Source organism: Halobaculum rarum (assembly GCF_040025155.1).
Lineage (GTDB): Archaea > Halobacteriota > Halobacteria > Halobacteriales > Haloferacaceae > Halobaculum > Halobaculum rarum.
In genome coordinates this window covers 2,632,770-2,650,813 of record NZ_CP157275.1, presented here as the reverse complement: position 1 = coordinate 2,650,813, position 18,044 = coordinate 2,632,770, and the positions used below count along the sequence as shown (strand labels likewise).

General features: G+C 56.4%; 12 protein-coding genes. 8 read left to right on the top strand and 4 right to left on the bottom strand.

The window, feature by feature from the left end:
* Positions 1 to 39: 39 nt before the first annotated feature.
* From ABJD39_RS13505 to ABJD39_RS13495, 3 genes are all read left to right on the top strand, one after another.
* A complete protein-coding gene (locus tag ABJD39_RS13505) occupies positions 40 to 1,251 on the top strand; it encodes a hypothetical protein (RefSeq protein ID WP_348609696.1) in 1,212 nt (403 codons plus the stop codon).
* Between the two features lie 135 nt (positions 1,252 to 1,386).
* On the top strand, positions 1,387 to 3,903 hold the full coding sequence (locus ABJD39_RS13500) for an AAA family ATPase (RefSeq protein ID WP_348609694.1): 2,517 nt from the start codon (positions 1,387 to 1,389) through the stop codon (positions 3,901 to 3,903).
* 6 nt (positions 3,904 to 3,909) lie between these two features.
* Positions 3,910 to 5,304, top strand: a complete 1,395-nt coding sequence (locus tag ABJD39_RS13495) for a hypothetical protein (protein ID WP_348609693.1) — start codon at positions 3,910 to 3,912, stop codon at positions 5,302 to 5,304.
* Positions 5,305 to 5,328: 24 nt separating this feature from the next.
* On the opposite strand, the gene ABJD39_RS13490 is transcribed toward ABJD39_RS13495, so the two are convergent.
* Positions 5,329 to 6,738, bottom strand: a complete 1,410-nt coding sequence (locus ABJD39_RS13490; RefSeq protein WP_348609691.1) for a PD-(D/E)XK nuclease family protein — start codon at positions 6,736 to 6,738, stop codon at positions 5,329 to 5,331.
* A 238-nt stretch (positions 6,739 to 6,976) separates the two neighbouring features.
* On the opposite strand from ABJD39_RS13490, the gene ABJD39_RS13485 reads away from it, so the two are divergent.
* The 3 genes from ABJD39_RS13485 to ABJD39_RS13475 are packed head-to-tail and all read left to right on the top strand — an operon-like array spanning position 6,977 to position 13,289.
* On the top strand, positions 6,977 to 8,938 hold the full coding sequence (locus tag ABJD39_RS13485; protein ID WP_348609689.1) for a DNA helicase UvrD: 1,962 nt from the start codon (positions 6,977 to 6,979) through the stop codon (positions 8,936 to 8,938).
* Positions 8,935 to 9,840 (top strand): RecB family exonuclease, encoded by a 906-nt coding sequence (locus ABJD39_RS13480; protein WP_348609687.1) that lies wholly within the window; start codon positions 8,935 to 8,937, stop codon positions 9,838 to 9,840. The genes ABJD39_RS13485 and ABJD39_RS13480 overlap by 4 nt, the downstream gene beginning before the upstream one ends.
* On the top strand, positions 9,837 to 13,289 hold the full coding sequence (locus tag ABJD39_RS13475; protein WP_348609685.1) for an ATP-dependent helicase: 3,453 nt from the start codon (positions 9,837 to 9,839) through the stop codon (positions 13,287 to 13,289). Before ABJD39_RS13480 ends, ABJD39_RS13475 begins: the two co-directional genes overlap by 4 nt.
* A gap of 120 nt (positions 13,290 to 13,409) precedes the next feature.
* On the opposite strand, the gene ABJD39_RS13470 is transcribed toward ABJD39_RS13475, so the two are convergent.
* The 3 genes from ABJD39_RS13470 to tnpA form a co-directional block, all read right to left on the bottom strand.
* On the bottom strand, positions 13,410 to 14,189 hold the full coding sequence (locus ABJD39_RS13470) for a hypothetical protein (protein WP_348609683.1): 780 nt from the start codon (positions 14,187 to 14,189) through the stop codon (positions 13,410 to 13,412).
* 490 nt (positions 14,190 to 14,679) lie between these two features.
* Positions 14,680 to 15,954 (bottom strand): RNA-guided endonuclease InsQ/TnpB family protein, encoded by a 1,275-nt coding sequence (locus ABJD39_RS13465; protein ID WP_348609681.1) that lies wholly within the window; start codon positions 15,952 to 15,954, stop codon positions 14,680 to 14,682.
* On the bottom strand, positions 15,951 to 16,331 hold the full coding sequence (gene tnpA, locus ABJD39_RS13460) for an IS200/IS605 family transposase (protein WP_348609678.1): 381 nt from the start codon (positions 16,329 to 16,331) through the stop codon (positions 15,951 to 15,953). Before tnpA ends, ABJD39_RS13465 begins: the two co-directional genes overlap by 4 nt.
* A 382-nt stretch (positions 16,332 to 16,713) precedes the next feature.
* Here tnpA and ABJD39_RS13455 point away from each other — a divergent pair, with 382 nt between their 5' ends.
* A complete protein-coding gene (locus ABJD39_RS13455) occupies positions 16,714 to 17,490 on the top strand; it encodes a hypothetical protein (RefSeq protein WP_348609675.1) in 777 nt (258 codons plus the stop codon).
* Between the two features lie 73 nt (positions 17,491 to 17,563).
* Positions 17,564 to 17,866: a hypothetical protein gene (locus tag ABJD39_RS13450; RefSeq protein ID WP_348609673.1), complete on the top strand. Its 303-nt coding sequence runs from the start codon at positions 17,564 to 17,566 to the stop codon at positions 17,864 to 17,866.
* Positions 17,867 to 18,044 lie beyond the last annotated feature (178 nt).

The window sequence follows — 18,044 nt, the reverse complement described above, 5'->3', positions numbered from 1 at the left end:
GAATTTTATTCATCTGGGGGGACATTTCCGGCGTGATACATGGCTACTGAAGGGGTTCCTCGGATAGAGGTGGATGGCGACCGGGCTCACGTTACTGATGTTGAAATCACGGATTCGGCAGTTGTTGAGTATCTCCAGCAGTTTGAGGATGAGCGGGAACGGGAGGATGCTTTCGTCCGGGCGCTGCGTGTCGGTGTGACGACGTTGGATCTTGCGGAAACCTCTCAGCAGGAGGAGTACGTTGAGCGGAAGTTCACCGAGATGCAGCGAGATCTTCAGGAGGATATCGATCGGATCGAGGATGAGGTTGAGGAGAAGTTCGGTGACGAGGGTGACGTACCCCAGATTTTCGAGGACCATCTCGGGCAGGATGGGCACCTCAAGCAACACATCGAGGACGCGTTCAGTGAAGACGGTCCGTTTACTGAGCGGCTCGACGAAGAGCTCGGTGAGGACGGCGAACGCATTCAGAAGGCGCTGGATCCAGATACGGAGGGGACGCCGACGTACCGGCTCAAGCGGACGTTGCAGGATCAGATACAGGACCTTCGTGATAAGATCGAGGAGCAGGCGACCGCTGAGGAGACTGAGGAAGAGATTCGGCAGCGAACTACGCTGAAGGGCGACGACTTCGAAGACACGGTCGAGAGCATTCTCTCGAATCTCGTGTACAACACGAGTAACGAGGTCGAGTATACCGGTGACACGATTGGTGAGATTAGCGGCCGAAAAGTCGGCGACTTCGTCATCACGCTTAACGATACTAGCCAACGAATCGTTGTCGAAGCGAAAAGCGACAGCGGGTACTCCCAGCGCGATATCAAGGACGAACTCGCTGACGCCGTGGAGAACCGTGACGCAGATTACGGGATTATCGTCTTCGAGTGTGAGTCCTACATTCCGAACAAGGTCGGGTACTTCCACGAGTTCGATTCCGAGCGGCTCTCCGTTGCTCTCAAAGAAACCGAGGACGACGACGCCGAATCGGGCTTCCTCCGAATCGCGTACAACTGGGCGCGGACGCGAGCGGTCCAAGGGTACGTCGATTCAGGGACTGCCTTCGATCCGGAAGTCATTCAGAACGCCGTGAGTGAGGTGAGCGATTCGATTGACCGATTCAGTACGATACGGAAGAAGACGACCTCAATCAGGAAGACTGCGAATGAGATCGATGAAGAACTAGAGGAGATCGAGGGGGAGGTAAAGTCGGAACTCGCGGACATCCGAACGGAGATCCAAACGACGGAATAAGATTACTTGCGACCTTTCCGCGGTGATGTTCTGTGAGAGATTCCTTGGTAGACTTGTTATTCCGTACTGTTGCTAAGGTGCTTCTACTGATTAGCCAAACAATTATTGTCCGAGACTGTGGTGATATAACGATAGATGACTGATGATGTTCTCCTTGATGATATTGAGGACTACTGGGAGATGGTTGAGCGAAAGCAGGATTGGGCAGCTACTTTCATGGAGAACCCATCGCGGGAAGCGTTTGCCGAGCTGATTGACAAAAAGCACTTTTGGGCGACGAGAGCGCGAGGGAGTACCGACCAGTATCTCGATAAGTTTGTTTTCGCCGGTGGGCAGACATCGGAGGAAGTCGCAGCGACAATTCAGGAGGCACTGGATACAGGGGTAGTAGAACCACTCACCGAATTAGATGGGTTCGGGTGGGCTACTGGCACGGAGATCCTCCGTGCGCTTGAACCAGACCGATTTGCTATTCTCAATACGCGATCAAAACTCGGGCTTGAAGCGCTCGGGTACTCGGCCCCGAATAAGAACACTGCGTCACAGTCACAGTATGATGAGTTTGTCGAGAAGGTTCGTGACGCGAGCGAGAAATTCGACCTGAAAAGGGTTGTCGAGGATGTGACCGGGACGCCGATTCCAGAGTGGGCAACTGAATTGGAGATTGCTGATTTTGCGTTTAGCCTTCATCACGATGAGAAGTACGACCTGACGACACTCAATGGCGAGATTTCGTCTGTAAGCGCTCTCGAGAAGATCGGACGGGAGAACGCGTCGTGTTATTGGGTGAATCAACGGAATCAGCCAGAAATCGAAAACGAGTATTTGAAAGCGCGAGTGGACGATATTTGGCATCACGATTTACCGAAACTAGCTGTTGGTGATGTTCTCTTCCACAACTACGATGGGACCCTTGTCGGTATCTCGACAGTTGAGGAGTCAGCAGAGACATTCTCTTCGGAGGGACAAGAATACTATCGAGTTGAGGTTGATTTGCGCCGATTCGATGACCCAGTACCTGTTGATGAGGAACTTCGAGATGAACTTGACAGAGAGCGGTACCGGACAGACAAGTATTATCCCCTGGATAAGAACAACGATCTCAACGAAGCCTATCTCGCTAATCTCTCACGTAATGCTGCGGCGTATATTCTCGCCCAGACCAGCTTCAGTGATACAATCGGTGAGAAGCGATACTTCTGGCTCAATACGGGTGTTGACGAGTGGCAACGATCTGGAGGCGAGATGTTCGTGGTCTCCACGAGTAAGAGCGGGGCAAAGCGGGACAACCAGGAGGGATTCAGACACGCCTCACCTGGCGATGAGGTTCTCATTTACCACATGTCTCATAAAAAGCACGTCGTTGGTCGAGGACATGTAAAACGTGGGCTGCATGAAGGCTACTCTGAGTCTCGGGATGAGCGGGTGGAAGGTATCACCGTCGTCTGGGACAAAGCAATTGACGGTCCTTCCTGGGAACGCATCGAAGCAGACGCCGAGATCAAAGAATCTGCACTCGTCACCTCAGGAAACAACTACTATCTGTGTTCCCTGACCAAAACAGAATTCGACCGGATTCTGGAACTCGGTGAGCGCAGCTATTATACGGAGCATCATAACGCCCTCTCCGTTGCGGAGTCAGAAATAACAGTCTCCCGAGAGGGGCTGTATTTCACCGATAATGAGTGGAAACGGATCCAATCGCGGATTGAAAAAGCGTTGGCGAACGGTAATCACGTGTTGCTGTTTGGTCCGCCAGGAACAGGGAAAACGAAACTGGCACGGCAGGTGTGTGAAGCCACAGTTGGAGCGGATAACTATGAACTAGTGACGGCGTCCGCTGACTGGTCTACATTCGACACGGTGGGTGGGTATCAGACGACATCGCAGAATACACTCGAATTTGAGCCAGGGGTCGTATTAGATCGATTCCAAAAGGATAGCGATGGGACGCCAACAAACGAGTGGTTGGTCATCGACGAGCTCAACCGCGCGGATATCGATAAGGCGTTCGGCTCACTTTTCTCTGCACTCACTGGTGAGAGTGTCACTTTACCGTTCGACGGGTCTGACGGTGACCCGATCCAGATTCTCGATGCGTCACAGGACCATGCAGAAGTAGCTCCGAGCAGATTTTATATTCCAGATGGTTGGCGGATGCTGGCGACGATGAACACGCTCGATAAGACGTCGCTGTACGAGATGAGTTACGCGTTTATGCGGCGCTGGGCGTTTGTTCCCGTCGGAATCCCTGATCTTCCTGAATGTGAGGATGGCGATGATTCTGAGCTCGAATCACTCGTCGCGGAGTATGTCGCAGTCTGGGCGGCAAACGGTGGAGTGCCGGAAGCAGACCATCACTACGAGACGGTCGGGCGTATCTGGCGAGCGGTTAATGAACAGCGAGCTATCGGGCCTGCCATCGTTGAGGACATTTATGAACACGTTGCAGCTGCTCCCTCAACCGAGACAGCGGATTACGTTTCGCCGATCATTATGTACGTGTTCCCGCAGTTGGAAGGGCTGCGGCGAAATGAGTTAGAGCAGTTGATCAGGGCGCTTGACGCGATTGTCAACGACGAGACTGGTGAGTTGTGGACAGTTGCACGTGATTTCTTCCAGATTGACCTGCAGCCGGGTGGGGGAGAGTAACTGAAGATGGCGAAGACGACTGAAGAGGCGTTGCTGGGAGAGATTGCCGACGATTTCCAGACGTATCTCCGTAAAGGCGTCCGATTCGACCGAGTCATCGGGTCGGCGCACGCGGATCTGGATATCGACGACATCGAAACGGTGCTTCGGATTCACTTCGTCCTGACCGATGCTGAAGATGACAGCTCGGAAGTCGGTGTCCTGGATTTTATGCGGCAGTTGGAAGACCGGATTCGGCAGATGAAGACGACAACCGCTCCGGAGTCGTTCCAGTACCGTGGTGAGATCCGCGGACAGATTGACTGGCAGGGAACGGTGAAGACTCGGGCACGCGCTGGACGGCTGGATGACCCGATGTTTGTGTGTACACAGCCTGAAGAGCACTACAACATCGACGAGAATCTCGTGCTGAAACGGTTACTGACGATTATTCACGGGATCGTTACGGACGACCTTGCGTATGCGCTGGACAACCCGGAGGGGTATGACTGGCTGAACGAATGGGTGATGCCGCACACAGGCGGAAGTGGTCAGGGCGGGGAGTCAGCAGCGGAGATGCTTGACCGAATGTATGAGCAGAATATCTACCTGCAGCGGGTCAACGTCGCTGATACCGATATCACAGACAGAACCATCGAGTCAGTCAAGCGCTCCCGCTCGCAGTTCTATCAGGATGCAGCGGTTCTGCTGGATCGGTACCGGCAGTTAATGAATCACGAGTTGGACAGTACGGAAGCGCGCGATATATTGAATCACACACTCATTGCGCCAGCGAATTCGGACACGTTGTTCGAACTGTATTGGGTGTTCCGTGTCCTTGAGTCGTACGAGGGCGTGGAGTATCGGGTGTTAACTGACAGTCGGGATAGTCCCTCAACGATCGCTACGTGGGAGCAGGACGGGTCACGGTTCGTTTTATCTCACGATGCGACCGGTGAGAGGCTTACGTTCTCCGAGTCAATTGGGTCTGAAGACATTGAGCCTGACGGATACTTGTATCGGATGAACGAGGTGCTCTCCCGCTGGCAAACGATCTCTGAGGATCTGCTTGGGCGTGGCGGCAGTGATTCACTGTGGGGTGGCCGTCCTGATATCGTCTTGGAGCGATACGGGGAGACAGAGGCTGGTGGGAAGGAACTTGAACAAGTGTTCCTTGGTGAAGTGAAATACACGCAGAATACCGACTACGTCGCAACCGGACTCCGGGAACTACTGGAGTACATGGCGTTTGTCAAACAGTCGGCGACTGGCGAGTACGTTGAATCCGCAGAAGACCTACTGGAGTCAGTCGATGTCAAGGGGTTGCTGTTCGTTGACGAGTTAGCCCGCGAAACACCCGCTAGCCGCGACGAAGACGTGAAAATCATTCAGTACCCGGAATCACCGGGAGCGGTATTGTGAACCGGGTCACCGTGGACTTCGAACTCAGTTTTGTTGGGAGCTCATTGTGATCTGGGTGTCGTAGACCTTCGCGACGGCGTCAGTGTAGATGTCGTCGAGGATAGCGATTAAGTCTGGATTCTCGACGACTAGGTCAGAGAACGCCTGTTCGAGTGCCGCGATATAGGCCGCGAAGAAATCATCATGCTCGTCGGGAGCAATATCGTACTCTGCTGAGATCATATTACGTTTGTTACCGGTGAGGCTGGCAGTATCCGGCAACGTGGCCTCGATAGCATCGGCTTGCGCATCGAAGTGGTCAGAAATAGCATCGATGAACTGTTGATCGTTGGCCCCCATGTTTCGGAAGTATAGTGTGAGCGTGTTGTCTCGGATTGCCTGCTCACGGTCGTTTTCGAGTCGGTGATGGAACCCGATTCTGGCATCGTTCCGATCGTCGGGTCGCTCGTGGAGCACGTCTGAGAGGTCATCGGTGTGTCGCCACCAGCCGTGTTTGAAGATCATCCCCCAATCGGAGCTCGTTGAGCGGAACCACCAGTCCCCGACAGCGTCGTTCGAACAGTCGAACCGGACGTGGTAGTCGCTTTCTGAGTGGATCGTTCCGTGACTAACTGACACGAGTTGGTCAGCAAGGTGAGTCGGCCAGTTGTGCGAAAAGGTCTCCCACTGGCTCTCGAACGTAGCTGTCACGTCAGCGATGGCTTCGTAGTGGTCAAGGTACAGTTCGATCTTTTCGTCAACGTTGTCGGTGGGGTCTGACATGCCTGTGATGGATCGAATATCGTCAGCGAATTCGTGAAGTTGTACGACCGTTCGCTGTGGGTACCGTGGTGCGTTATCGACGATAAAACCGGTCAGGACGGTTTCGACGAACGCTGTCCATGTCCAGTTACTGAATTCCAGGTCGTTCGCGTCAGGTCGGTCGGCTTGATGCAGATAGAGGTAGTATGCGCCAGACTCGTAGTCGTCCTTCGGAACACCGTCGATATGCGTGACATCCTGTCTGTAGAACTCTGTCTGGGTGTCCTCAGCGGAGAATTTGAGTTCGACGAGGAGGAACCACTCGTTGGGGACTTGAACTGCTAGATCGACGTATCCTGACGACACTGTCTCTCCGTCAACCTGCTCTGTGAGCCGTACTTGATCGTTGACGACGACGTCGGAAAGGTCGTGGATATCCTCCTCGAAATCACAGGTGTCGGGGAGTCCATTGAGGAACGCGCGGAGAAATTCCGAGTTCATCCGGTGTGGCTGCTCCGGGTCGAGGAAGTATGCAAAGAGCCGGTTGATGTACACCTCAGCCTTCCGTTGCGTTCCTAACGAGTACTCGATCACGTCCATCAGTGACCGAGGGGTCTCGGGAACTGCGATAAGTTGCTCCCACCGGCGCGTGAACGTCTTCAATTCCCGCCGCAAGTCGTTTGTCTCAGTCATACCATCATCTCAGGACAACTCAACGCTGAAGTATAGCCGCTTTGCCGACAAACCGCGGTAGATGGAGAAAATAGCGATGGTCAGGAGTACCCTTATCACAGAATCAACCAACGTATCTAATTATCCGAGGTTCGATTACGTGTCACTATCATCTGTCTATCAACAGTTCACCGGCACACTAGTCTCGGCACCGTTCGGTGCTGAGAATGTCGAACGGACAGTGCGAGACGAATACCGAATGCTTCTCGACGAGCACGATTCTGAGGATGTGCTTGTTATCACGGGTGCGCCGACGAGTACAGAGACGTTCCGTGAGGCGTTAGGTGGGGAACTGCCGGGCGCGGCGACGCCGTACGTGACATCACCGGTAGTGCACGCTACTGATGTCCTCAGTCAGACCGATGATCGCGTCATTCTCTCCGACGCGCTGCGGCGGGAACTCCTGTACCGGTTCCTCGCCGACTACGAGTGGGAAACCGAGTATCTCCAACGGGCGTCTGCGCAGCCGTCGTTTATCGAGGATGTGGATGCCGTGATGGGTACGATCTCTTGGCAGACGGTCACGCCTGACGAGACTCCGGAACTCCGTGACATTACGGCTGCGCTTGAGGCGTTCCACGAGTGGCTCGCTAAGCATGGGCACATGGAGCGCGGGGACCTGATCTCAGAAGCACTTGAAGCCCTCACTGGGAGTGCCCGCGACGATGTTGTCGATTTTGACGCGGTCCTCGCAGTCGAGTTTGAGGAGTTCTTCCCGCTTGACCGCGCGTATCTCGACGCGCTCGCGGGGAACTGTGACCTCGTCTGTGTCGCCGAAGAGAACGCGAGTGTGCGCCGTACATGGGTCGAGCCAGGGCCAGTCACGGACTACGTTTCATTCAGCGAGTCTCGACGCGGGGCATCGGGAACGCCGCCGACGCGACCGGCTGCCACAGCAGCCTATTTCGCCGACGAGACAGTCCCAGCAGACCCGGAAACGGGATCGGTGTCCGTCCTCGCTACAGACTCCAGCGACGAACAACTCACCGAGATAGCGAACGAGATCGAAGAACTCGTTGAGCAACCGGACTGGAATTACGACGACGTTGCTGTCGCCACCAAACAGAGCGGGAGTACGGTTACAGATACTATCGAAGCGCTCGAACGAGCCGGACTGCCGACAGAATCAACGACTGTCACCGGATTTGGTGACGACCCGGCGATTCGCGAACTCCTTGCTGCCGTCCGGCATCTTGCAGCCGATGACGACGATGAAGTCCCTGACCACGGTCCGGAACTCGATCCGGAGCGTTTGGACCGCGTCAGCGAGGTTGACGGTCTCGAAGATGCGATCCGCTGGTGGGCGACAGATTCGGGGCTGAAAGAACGAATTGCGGAGCGGGCGGCGCCGCTGGATGCGCGCTCGCAGTTCGGGAATGTCCGCCGGGCGTTCCGCATGGCTGAGTTCCTCGAAGGCACCGCGTTCCTGGATGCGACATGGGAGTCGTTCGAGGAGATGCTTGAGCGTGCACATGAGTACGCTCCGCAGCAGAATCAGACGAGCGCAACGGATCTCGACGGCGGCGTCCGTGTGGACCACTTGCAAGCGATCAAGAATGAGTCGTTCTGCGCGGTGTTTCTGGTGAACCTCGTCGATAGTGAATACCCGGGGGACCCGTTCCTCACGCGATTGTTCCCGACGGAGCGGGTTGCGTCGATGCCGGACTATCCTGGCGTCACGGATGTTGATGCTGGGGATGTGGCCGCGACGTTCTCGACCAAATCGACGGCATCGAGTCGGCCGTTCGCGCGGTATCACACGGAACACGCTCGGCGTCGTTTGGCTATCGGTGCTGGTGCTGCCACTGAGCACTTGTACTGTTGTCTTTACGAGTACGAGGACACGGCACTCGAAGAGCGTGCGCAGGCGTCGCGGTTCCTCACAGCGGCGTATGAGGATCTTCCGTGGGTGACCGAGGCAGACGAGTCGTACATACGGAGTGAGCAGGCGGCGGAAGACTATCTGCTGTCACGGGTTGACGACGCGCTCGCTGATGTCTGCCGCACGAACAGTCAGGACGTGACCGTGTCGCTTGACGAGGTCGAAGCTGAGTTGGGGGAGATTCAAGACCTGCTTGAGCAGAGCGGTGCACGCGGGGAGGAGCTTCGGAAGGCGTTGCGTGCGCGTGTTGAGTTCGCCACTGGGGAGGTGCGACGATGAGTGACGTCTCCCTCTCGCCGTCGCGATTGGCGACGTACGCGACGTGTCCGCGACAGTACGACTACGGGTACGCGCAGGACATCAACACGCCGGATCGCACCGAACTGTATCTTAACCAAGGGACGATCTACCACGAGACGATCGAGGAGGTGTGTGAGGCGACTGACCTGGACGACTCGGCTGAGAGAATCCACGAGCGTGCGATGGATGTCTTCGAGGCGAAGTGGGCTGAACACAGCAACCCAGAGGATTACGAATCCAAGGCGCACCGGGAGTACCAGCGCTTGGAGAACCGCGCTGGGATCGATTCGTTCTTCGATCCGGATGGCGGCGATGGCATCGACCACGCTCGACAGTCCATCGCCACTGAGTGCTGGGTGGAGTGCGAACGTGATGGGCGTGGACTGCACGGGAAAGCAGATAACGTCATTCGGACTGAGGACGGGCTTCACGTCATCGACTACAAGCGGAACACGCGCGGCGTGTTGTCGTCTGGAACCGCAGAGTACCTCGGCGACCACATGGAGGGAGAGGCACATGAGCCGAAGCGTGTTCGGAATGCGTTCCAGACAGCGGTGTACATCGAGGGCGTGAGGAACGAGCCGTTCTACGAGGACGGGATGAACGTCCGGTTCAGTTTCTTCGGGCTGCTCAACAGTACATCCTTCGAGAGTACCTCGGCAGGGTACGAGGTGTCTGCCCGCGGGTATCCGCGAGAGACCACGGATATCTACGACGAGCACTATGACACGATCTGGGCGCTCATTCGTGCCGCGCACGACGGCATCACGGGCGAATCCTTCGAGCCGGAGCCGTTCGATCTGCTCAGCGAGGAGGCGTGCCCGGACTGTGAGTATCGGGAGATGTGTGCTGACCGCCTGTCGGAGGAGGTGCGACGATGAGCGACGACCAGCATCCATCGTGGGTCCCGGTTCCGGAGGAGGACATCTCACCGGAGCCCCAGCAGCAGACGATCATCGACTCCGAGGACTATCCGATGCGGGTCTTGGCCGGGGCGGGGACAGGGAAGACGTTCACGATGGTGCGGAAGATCGAGCATCTCATCGATGAGCAAGGCGTGTCGCCGGACCGGATTCTCGCGTTAACGTTCACGAACAACGCCGCGGACTCGATGCGTGAGAAGCTCAACGCGAAACTCGGTGTGGCTGGCTACGACATCGACGCCTACACGTACCACTCGATCTGTAACGAGATTCTCACCGACTACGCCTACGAGGCGGGGATCGATCCGGACTTCGAGGTGGCGACGGACGCCGAGAAATACGCGATCGTGTTGGACGTTCTTGACGAGATCGAGTATCGGTCGGTCAAACCCAACGTATACGGGAGTGACGGATACGCGTCGGGCGCGGCGTCGAAACTGCTGAACTTCATCGGGTCGATGAAGCGCAGCGGCATTACACCGGCTGACATCGATACCTTCCTCGGTCCCGCTGACCGCGTCTATGATCTCAGTGAACTTGCCGACCGTATCGAGGCTATTGCCAGCGACCATCTAGGTGGTCGTTCCGTGTCGAGCGTGCTGAACTCGCTCCCAGACGCACGTGCGGACCTCGTCGAGGAACGCGACGCCCTAGGGACGGATGGCATCGAGGCCAGCGCACGCGACTTCCTTGACCGCCTCGTCGAGCTTTGTGACGGACTGGAAGCCGCGTTCGAAGCACACGAGGCTGACGACCGAACGCTTCCGGACAACGCCTACAAGCTCCCGAAATATCTGCTCGGTGGGTATGCGAGTGGTGCACCGACAGGCATCCCGGACAACCTGGACCTCGAACTCACGGATCATCTCGATTCGTTCCTCTCGGACTGTCTCACTGCGCGTGACCTGACAGCGGGGTACGCTGCGTACGAACGCGAACTCGACGAACGGAACCTCATCGACTTTGACGGGCTCGTCGTGGAGACAGCTGCCCTGATGGACTCGTCCGTCGGCGAGGAGATCGCCGACAGGTGGGACTACGTGTTCTGCGATGAATTCCAGGACACGGATCGCCTCCAGTTCGACCTCGTCACATCACTCGTTACCGAAGAGAATCTGTTCGTGGTCGGTGATGATGACCAAGCGATCTACGAGTGGCGTGGTGCACACGTCGCCAACATCACTGACGAACTTGACGCTGTATTCGACTCGCTCACCGACGAACCGCTGGAGGAGAACTTCCGTTCTCGACAGCCGATCCTTGAGCTAGCGAATGAGGCGATCACGAAACTCGGTCACCGTGAGCGACACAAGACGCTCACTCGCGTCGATGAACCTGAATACGACGGCGATACTGTGGCCACTGTCGAGCTGCCGGACGAGGATGCAGACGCGGACGGCGCAGACCAGCTTCGCACCGTTGTGCAGAATTTGCTGAGTGGCGCCGCAGAAACGCTCGACAAGGCATACGATCCGGGCGATATTGCGTTGCTCGTCCGGAAGAACGCCCACGCGACGCCCGTCATCGAGGAATTCGAGGATGCTGGAATCCCGTACCAGGTGGCCGGCGATTTAGCCACGGAATCTGTCGGCGTCGGGACGGTCACCGGTTACCTGAAAGCGCTCGCGCGAACCGAAGATGAGGTGAGTTGGAATCGCGTCCTGCAAATGCGGTACCGGTTATCCGATGCGGACCTCCGTACCCTCAACGCGGGCGACGAGCCACTCGTGGACACGCTCCGGGAGACACCGCTCGCCAAGTTCGAGGAGCCCGACCGCGTCGCCGAGGCTCGCGAGCACGTCACGGAACTCCTCGAAATTCGAGACTCGGCGTCGCTCAGCCACCTTTACCGCGAACTCACGGATATCACGAACATCGAGTGGTATCTCACCGCGCAGGAGCGCCGCGACCTCGCGCAACTCGAAGATGTCATCGAACAGTACGGCGACAGTGCCGTCCAACCGCCGCTCACCGCGGAGTTCATCGATTCGCTCGAACACTACGACTCACTGTTCGACGAGAGCGGCTCCACACCCACGAGTCAGCCGGACGTCGCCGGCGATGCAGTGAACGTGATGACGATCCACAAGAGCAAGGGGCTTGATTTCCCGGTCGTCCTCATTCCCCAAGTCACGGCCGACGAATGGGCGCCGAGTTCGAGGACGTACGACGCGCTCGAGACAAGCCTGTCGGATGGCGCGACCGCTGCGTTCGACGAAGATTACGTCACGCGCGATGCGAGAGAAACCCGGCGCGTGTTCCACGTCGGGATCACGCGTGCCGAAGACATCCTTGTCTTGCAGGGCGGCAGAGAGGACGACGACGCTGATGAAGAAACGCATCCCATGCCTGATGCGGTCAGCGAGATGCTGCCGCAGCGAATCCCGTGGCAGCCGGAGCGTGGACACCTCCCGATTTGGGCTGATATCCAAGAGTCACTCCCAACAGCGGCGGTCGAATGGACTGACACCGTGGCGATGGAGACGGTTGGCGGGATTGGCGGCACAGTCCGTCATGATAGCGACGAACTCGCTGTTGAGACGGCACGCGACCGCGTGTTGACCCTCGCAACAGCATCACTCGATGGCACCCTTACAACAGACGGTGACCGATCGACACTCCACATTGAGTCGCTGACCGGTCCGCCGATTCCGAGTCCATCGCTCTCACACAGTTACACCTCTCTGGCGGCGTACGAGGAGTGTCCGCGCAGTCACTACCTCGACTACGTGGTCAACGCGTTCCCAGATTATCAGGCAGCCACGAGTGGTACGACTGATGGCGTGTCGCAACGCGACATTGGATTGCTCTTTCACGACACCGCAGAACAGGTCGCGAACCAAGATGTCCAACACCGGGAAAGATGGTATGAGATTTGCGAGCGCCTTGCCAGTCAGCGCCGCGCCGAGGATGCGCTCCCGGCGGCCAAACAGTGCATTGACCGGTACTTCGAGCTGGACATCTCCGACTGCGAGATCATTGATGCTGAACGCGAATTCAATGTGGAACTCGACGGGCACGAACTCACCGGGTACATCGACGCGGTCTACCGGACGCCCGACGACGAACTGATCGTTATCGACTACAAGGCAACCGAACGCCACCGCGACCTAGAAGACGACAAGCAACTGCCGATCTACTTGCTCGCGTGTCGTGACTTATACGAAGAGCCGGTTACGTACGCCGGGTACGCCTACGTCGGTGAGATCGGCCCGAAAATCGAATCCCGACAATTCAGCGACGCTGACCTCTCGGCGGTCGAATCAGAGATCACGACCACGATGAACGAAATCTCAGAGCTTTCGTTTGAGGGGTTCTCGTCCGGTGATCACTGTCGCTGGTGTCAACACAATCAGCTCGCCTGCGCGTCAGACTCATTTCCCGTCGGACCGGGATTCGAGGACTAACGCAACGGGACCCACACGAACGCTATTGTGATTGCCAGGTTTCTGAGATATGGCTCACATCTGGATTACTAACGGCACGCCGACGATACCTGGTGGCAGACGAGCGAGCTGTTCCTCTTACTACTTTGAAACGGTCTCCTTTTTTGCCAGTGGTTCCGCGGTTTCGTTATTGAACACCCAGTCTTGTACCGTCTCAAGTGAAAATGAGATGCCGAAGTACAACGCATCGTCGTTCGGCTGAGGGCCGTCGGAGAACGTGAGCTCCAACACTGTGCCGTCGTATTCGACCCACGCGTGGGCGACCGGGAACGAATCAGCCGCTCCCCAGTAGTACCCTTCGACGTACGTGATGTCGTGTTTTTCTCCCAGGATCGCCACTGTCGTCAGTGCATTCCTGTAAGCTTGGTTAGTTCGGAAGCCAACAGCCTGATCGGCCTGTCGGACTACTCTCCGTTGTTGTTCCGTGATTTCGTTCGTCGTTCGACTTGTCCCTTTCTCGTAGTATACGTACGCTTCTGGTGAAATACGGAGGATTTCTTCAAGGTAGTTTAGCAGGCGCGCTTCTTCGGGTGACGTCGGTGGGGCTCTGTCCGGGGTATCCACCTCCTCAAGTGCATCCAAAACCGGTTCGACGTCGATTTCTTCGACAGCCGAAGGATCGGTCGGTTCGAATCCACGCTTGAGCCCTTGCATGTACACATCTGGGTTACTGAGTAACCAGGTCTTCGCCTGCGAGAATTCGAACAGTTCGAGCCCCGGCCATACCTGGGTGAACATATTGACGATTCCCGAGCGTCGTACTGCTTCGAGTTGCGAATAGACCGTGGGGGGAATCAAGATCTCGCCCGAGTCGGCGTACTTGGGAGATTTAGACATTCTCTGTGAGTTTTTTGGACTCATGATTGCGTCACTATTTTCTCACCAGCCGTATTTGAACCTCCGTAAAAAGCATTTAAATACTACCTCGCGGGTTGATTATAGGCGAACAGAATTCATCAAGGGGGACCCTCCCCCGAACTACTAGTCTCGATATACGGATGAAAAAGAGAAAATTCATTTCCTGTTGACAACTTCGGCAACTATTCTCGGAGTTCCTCCTCGGTCTGCTCTTCGGTGTCGGGCTGCTCTATTGCGGGCGGCTCCTTGAACATGAGAGACGTCGTACCTTTTCGTCACCGTATGAACTACTCCTTAGGAACGAGGCACGTGCCTACAGAAGCCCGCTTCGCGCATCAACTCTGGTGAAATCAAGCGGTGGCGAGCTCAGAGTCGTCGATAACCTGCTGGATGACAGGGTTGTCGTCGGTGAGATTGAGATAGCGGTCGGTGTGCTCCTTATTTGACATCCTCCCCACCCTGAAGGGCGAGGATTCCTCCGTTGGGGGTTCGGCTACCGACCGACGGAGGCAACTTGCGGGTTCGTGCGCACTTCTTTGGGACGTTCGTGAGGGTGTGGTTTCCCCGACCAATCGTGGTCGTCCCACTCGAATCGCACGGGCCGTGCCATCGGCCTGACTTCGCAATCGCTGTTTTCCCGAAGGAACGTCTCTGACGCCGTGAGGTCGGCGTGCCCCTCGAATCCACACGGACACGTCAGCGTATCGCCATGGCGAGCCGTCTTCTCGTGGTCGCCACACTCGGGACACGTCTGACTCGTCCATGCTTCCGACTCGGCTTCGAGACTGATGCCGTACTCCTCACAGACGCACGCGAGACGGTGGATGAATTTCTTGAACGCCCAGAAGTTGTGCGTCTTCTCGTTCACCCTGACCGACCAGTGCGTTTCCAGCACGTCGGTCAAGTCGCCCACGTACACCGTCGCCACGCCTTCGTCGTACAGCCGTTCAACGAGGTCGCGTACCAGCGCGTTCTGTGCGTGGTCACGGCGCTTCGTCCGCTGTCGGTACAGCCGTCGAATCCGTTTGGAACTGTAGCGTCCTTCTCGGAGTTTCGACTGTAGGCGAGCGATTTCGTCTGTCGTCTCGCGGAATCGTCCGAACAACTCCCGACCGTCGTAGAGGTACTGGTTCCCAGTAGTCGTGGAACAGGCGACGAGATTGTTCGCGCCAACGTCGAGGGCGGCTTCGTGAGAAGCCAGTGGTGAATCCAGTCGAGAATCAGGGACGGTGACTGGTTGAAAAGCCCTGAACGTGTCGCTCACCTCGTCGTACTCAAGTTCCAGACGACCCTGTTTGCCGTCCCATTTCGGATTTCCTCGGACTTCGAGGCGGAGTCGTTGGTGGTAGCCGAGTCCGTATTCGTCTTTCAGTTCTTGCCCGACAGGAATTTCGAGACGACTACGCTTTCCCCACTGAATCGTGTACTGGTTGTTTCGGATGTAGGTACGGAGCTCGCGTCCGTCCTCCTCGTTGCCCCAGTACGACGGAGGGTTGGCGTACTCGCCTTTCTGCTTGAGGGCGAAGAACGACCGCCACGCTTCGCTGTTCTTGCGCGTGACCTGTTGAACAGTCGCACTACCGACGACGCCGTTGTAGCGTCCTCGGTACTCGGACGTGTCCCATACGTCGCCGTCGCCGAAGTAGTTCTGCCGACGTTCGTAGGTCAGTTCGTTCCACAGGGAGGCGGAGGCGTCGAGTAGTCGTAGGAGGCACTCTTTGTCGTTCTCGGTCTGTGGAACCACCTCGAAGGTGTTGACGCGCTTCATGCGTCGTCACCTTCTTGTTCAGCGATGTAGCGTTCGACAGCGCCCTTTGAGGCGCTTCCCGCCGTTCCGACGTAGTACGAGCGAGTCCACTTCACGCGGTCGTCGTATCGCTGATTGTACTTCCGCGCTGAGATGCCCTTGATCCAGTTGACGATGAGTGACGGGGCGTTCTTGGGTGGACTCCCGATGAACAGGTGTACGTGGTCGGGCATGACCTCGCAGTCGGCCAGTTCGAGGTCTTTGTCTTCACAGATTTCCGCGAAGATGGTTTCGAGACGTTCCTTCGTCTTCCCCGTCAGGTGCGAACGCCGATATTTCGGCACGAACACTATGTGGTAGTAGAGTTCGTATTTCGCGTGACGAGTACTCTTTACCATCTATGCATACTATCACGGTCGGACGGCTTAATGATTGTGTTGGAACCCCGTCTGTGCCATCGTTGGCGGTTGAATACTGTTGGTCGGCTTCATCCTCGCCCTGAAGGGCGAGGCTTTCGCCTCGAATTTTTCGTAAACGGCGGGATTCTCTCCTCGAAGAAAGATAGCGGTACTGAAGGAATTGAGGTAAAGGGAGGCAGTTGACGGTGGAGCACTAACCCACATTGCCGCAGCCTCAAAGTTGGGACACGGTCAATCCGCGTAGAGCCACTGAGCGGCTATTTCTAATAAAATCGGATTGGAAGTGAGGTTTTCGGCAAAGCCTGAGATCCAGAGGTGAAGCTATAACTTGTAAGGTCACTCTCGTGTTTGATGGTATCCGATGGAGCGACGGCAAACTCTCGCAACAGAGGAGCTTATCGAAGAGACAGTACCCCCTGAGGAGATTATTGTATCGGTAGAGGCGGAAGATCACTCTATTCCGGACCTCAGGTGTGCGGTCTGTGGGGTTTCTCAAGGGGAAGCCGACGACCTCCCTGTTGGATATTCCAATCCAGTCTGCTCTCGATGTGACCAGCTTGCTGTCAACGAAGATGGAGACGATCCTTGGACCGGATTCCCTCCTGGCAACGAACCAGAGTACTCGACGGATGAGCCGATCCAGTTAGCACCCGATGCGGGCGAGAATCCCGTCTATATCGCCGGCACGAAGTGTTGGCGGCGGTACCGCTTTGGTGGACACATTACGCGCCGCGATGCCTTCGATTGTGCATCTATCGAGGAGTTTCATCGACTCCACCGCGTTCAGGACCGATGGACACACGCGTTCAACACTCCGCAACCGGATGGGGTCACCATACCAGATACTGGACAGTTGCTGGATCGGCTGGCAGCGCTCCGGGAGGTCAGAGCCCACGCTGAGCAACTACTTGACGAGGGTGTTTCTGCTGACGATGCAAAGTCGTTAGAGCGGGAGTTGGTGAAGGTAGATAGCAGCTTAGTCCGTGAACTGTTTACTCCGGAGCGGTTCGAGCCGAGGGAATACGCTGAATCAATCCTCACTGGGACTGAGTTCCTTGCGGCCAGTGGTGCAAGGTGGACGTCTGCGCCACAGTGGGTCAAACTGGCCGCATTTTGCGAGCGATATGTTGAGGGCTGAAAATCTGAATCTCTCTTTTTGGACTCTCTCACTGGTGAGTAGAGTTATCCCTGCCAGATCTTGAGTCGCAGGTATGGAGTCAATCTGGATTGTTCGCCATACCGACGATTGGTCGCTTGCAGGGGAGATTGTCGGGATAATGGCGACAGAGATGGGGGCGATACACTACTGCCACTGGCGCGCACACATGAAGAGCCGTAGATCGGGAGAAGAAGAGATTGAGTTCGGACAAGTTGAGCGAGACCGTGTGGTCCAGGGGCAGAACCCTACGTCGCCATCAGCCACTAAACAGATGTGCAACTACGTCTCAGCCGGCGATAACTGCTGGTTCATCCACGAGATTGACGTCCTGTCGGTTCCCTCGCTGAGTGTCTAATGCACGCAGTTACACCAGCACAGGAGGCAGTGACGTGTTCGATCCTTGCTGCAGCTTTCTCGTGCGCAGCAGCGAGTTACTTCTTCATCCGAATGTACCAACTAAGCGACCCCGCTACATACATCGTTCTCACGGTGATATCGTTCGTGATCACTGGCTACTTGGTCCCCAATCTCAC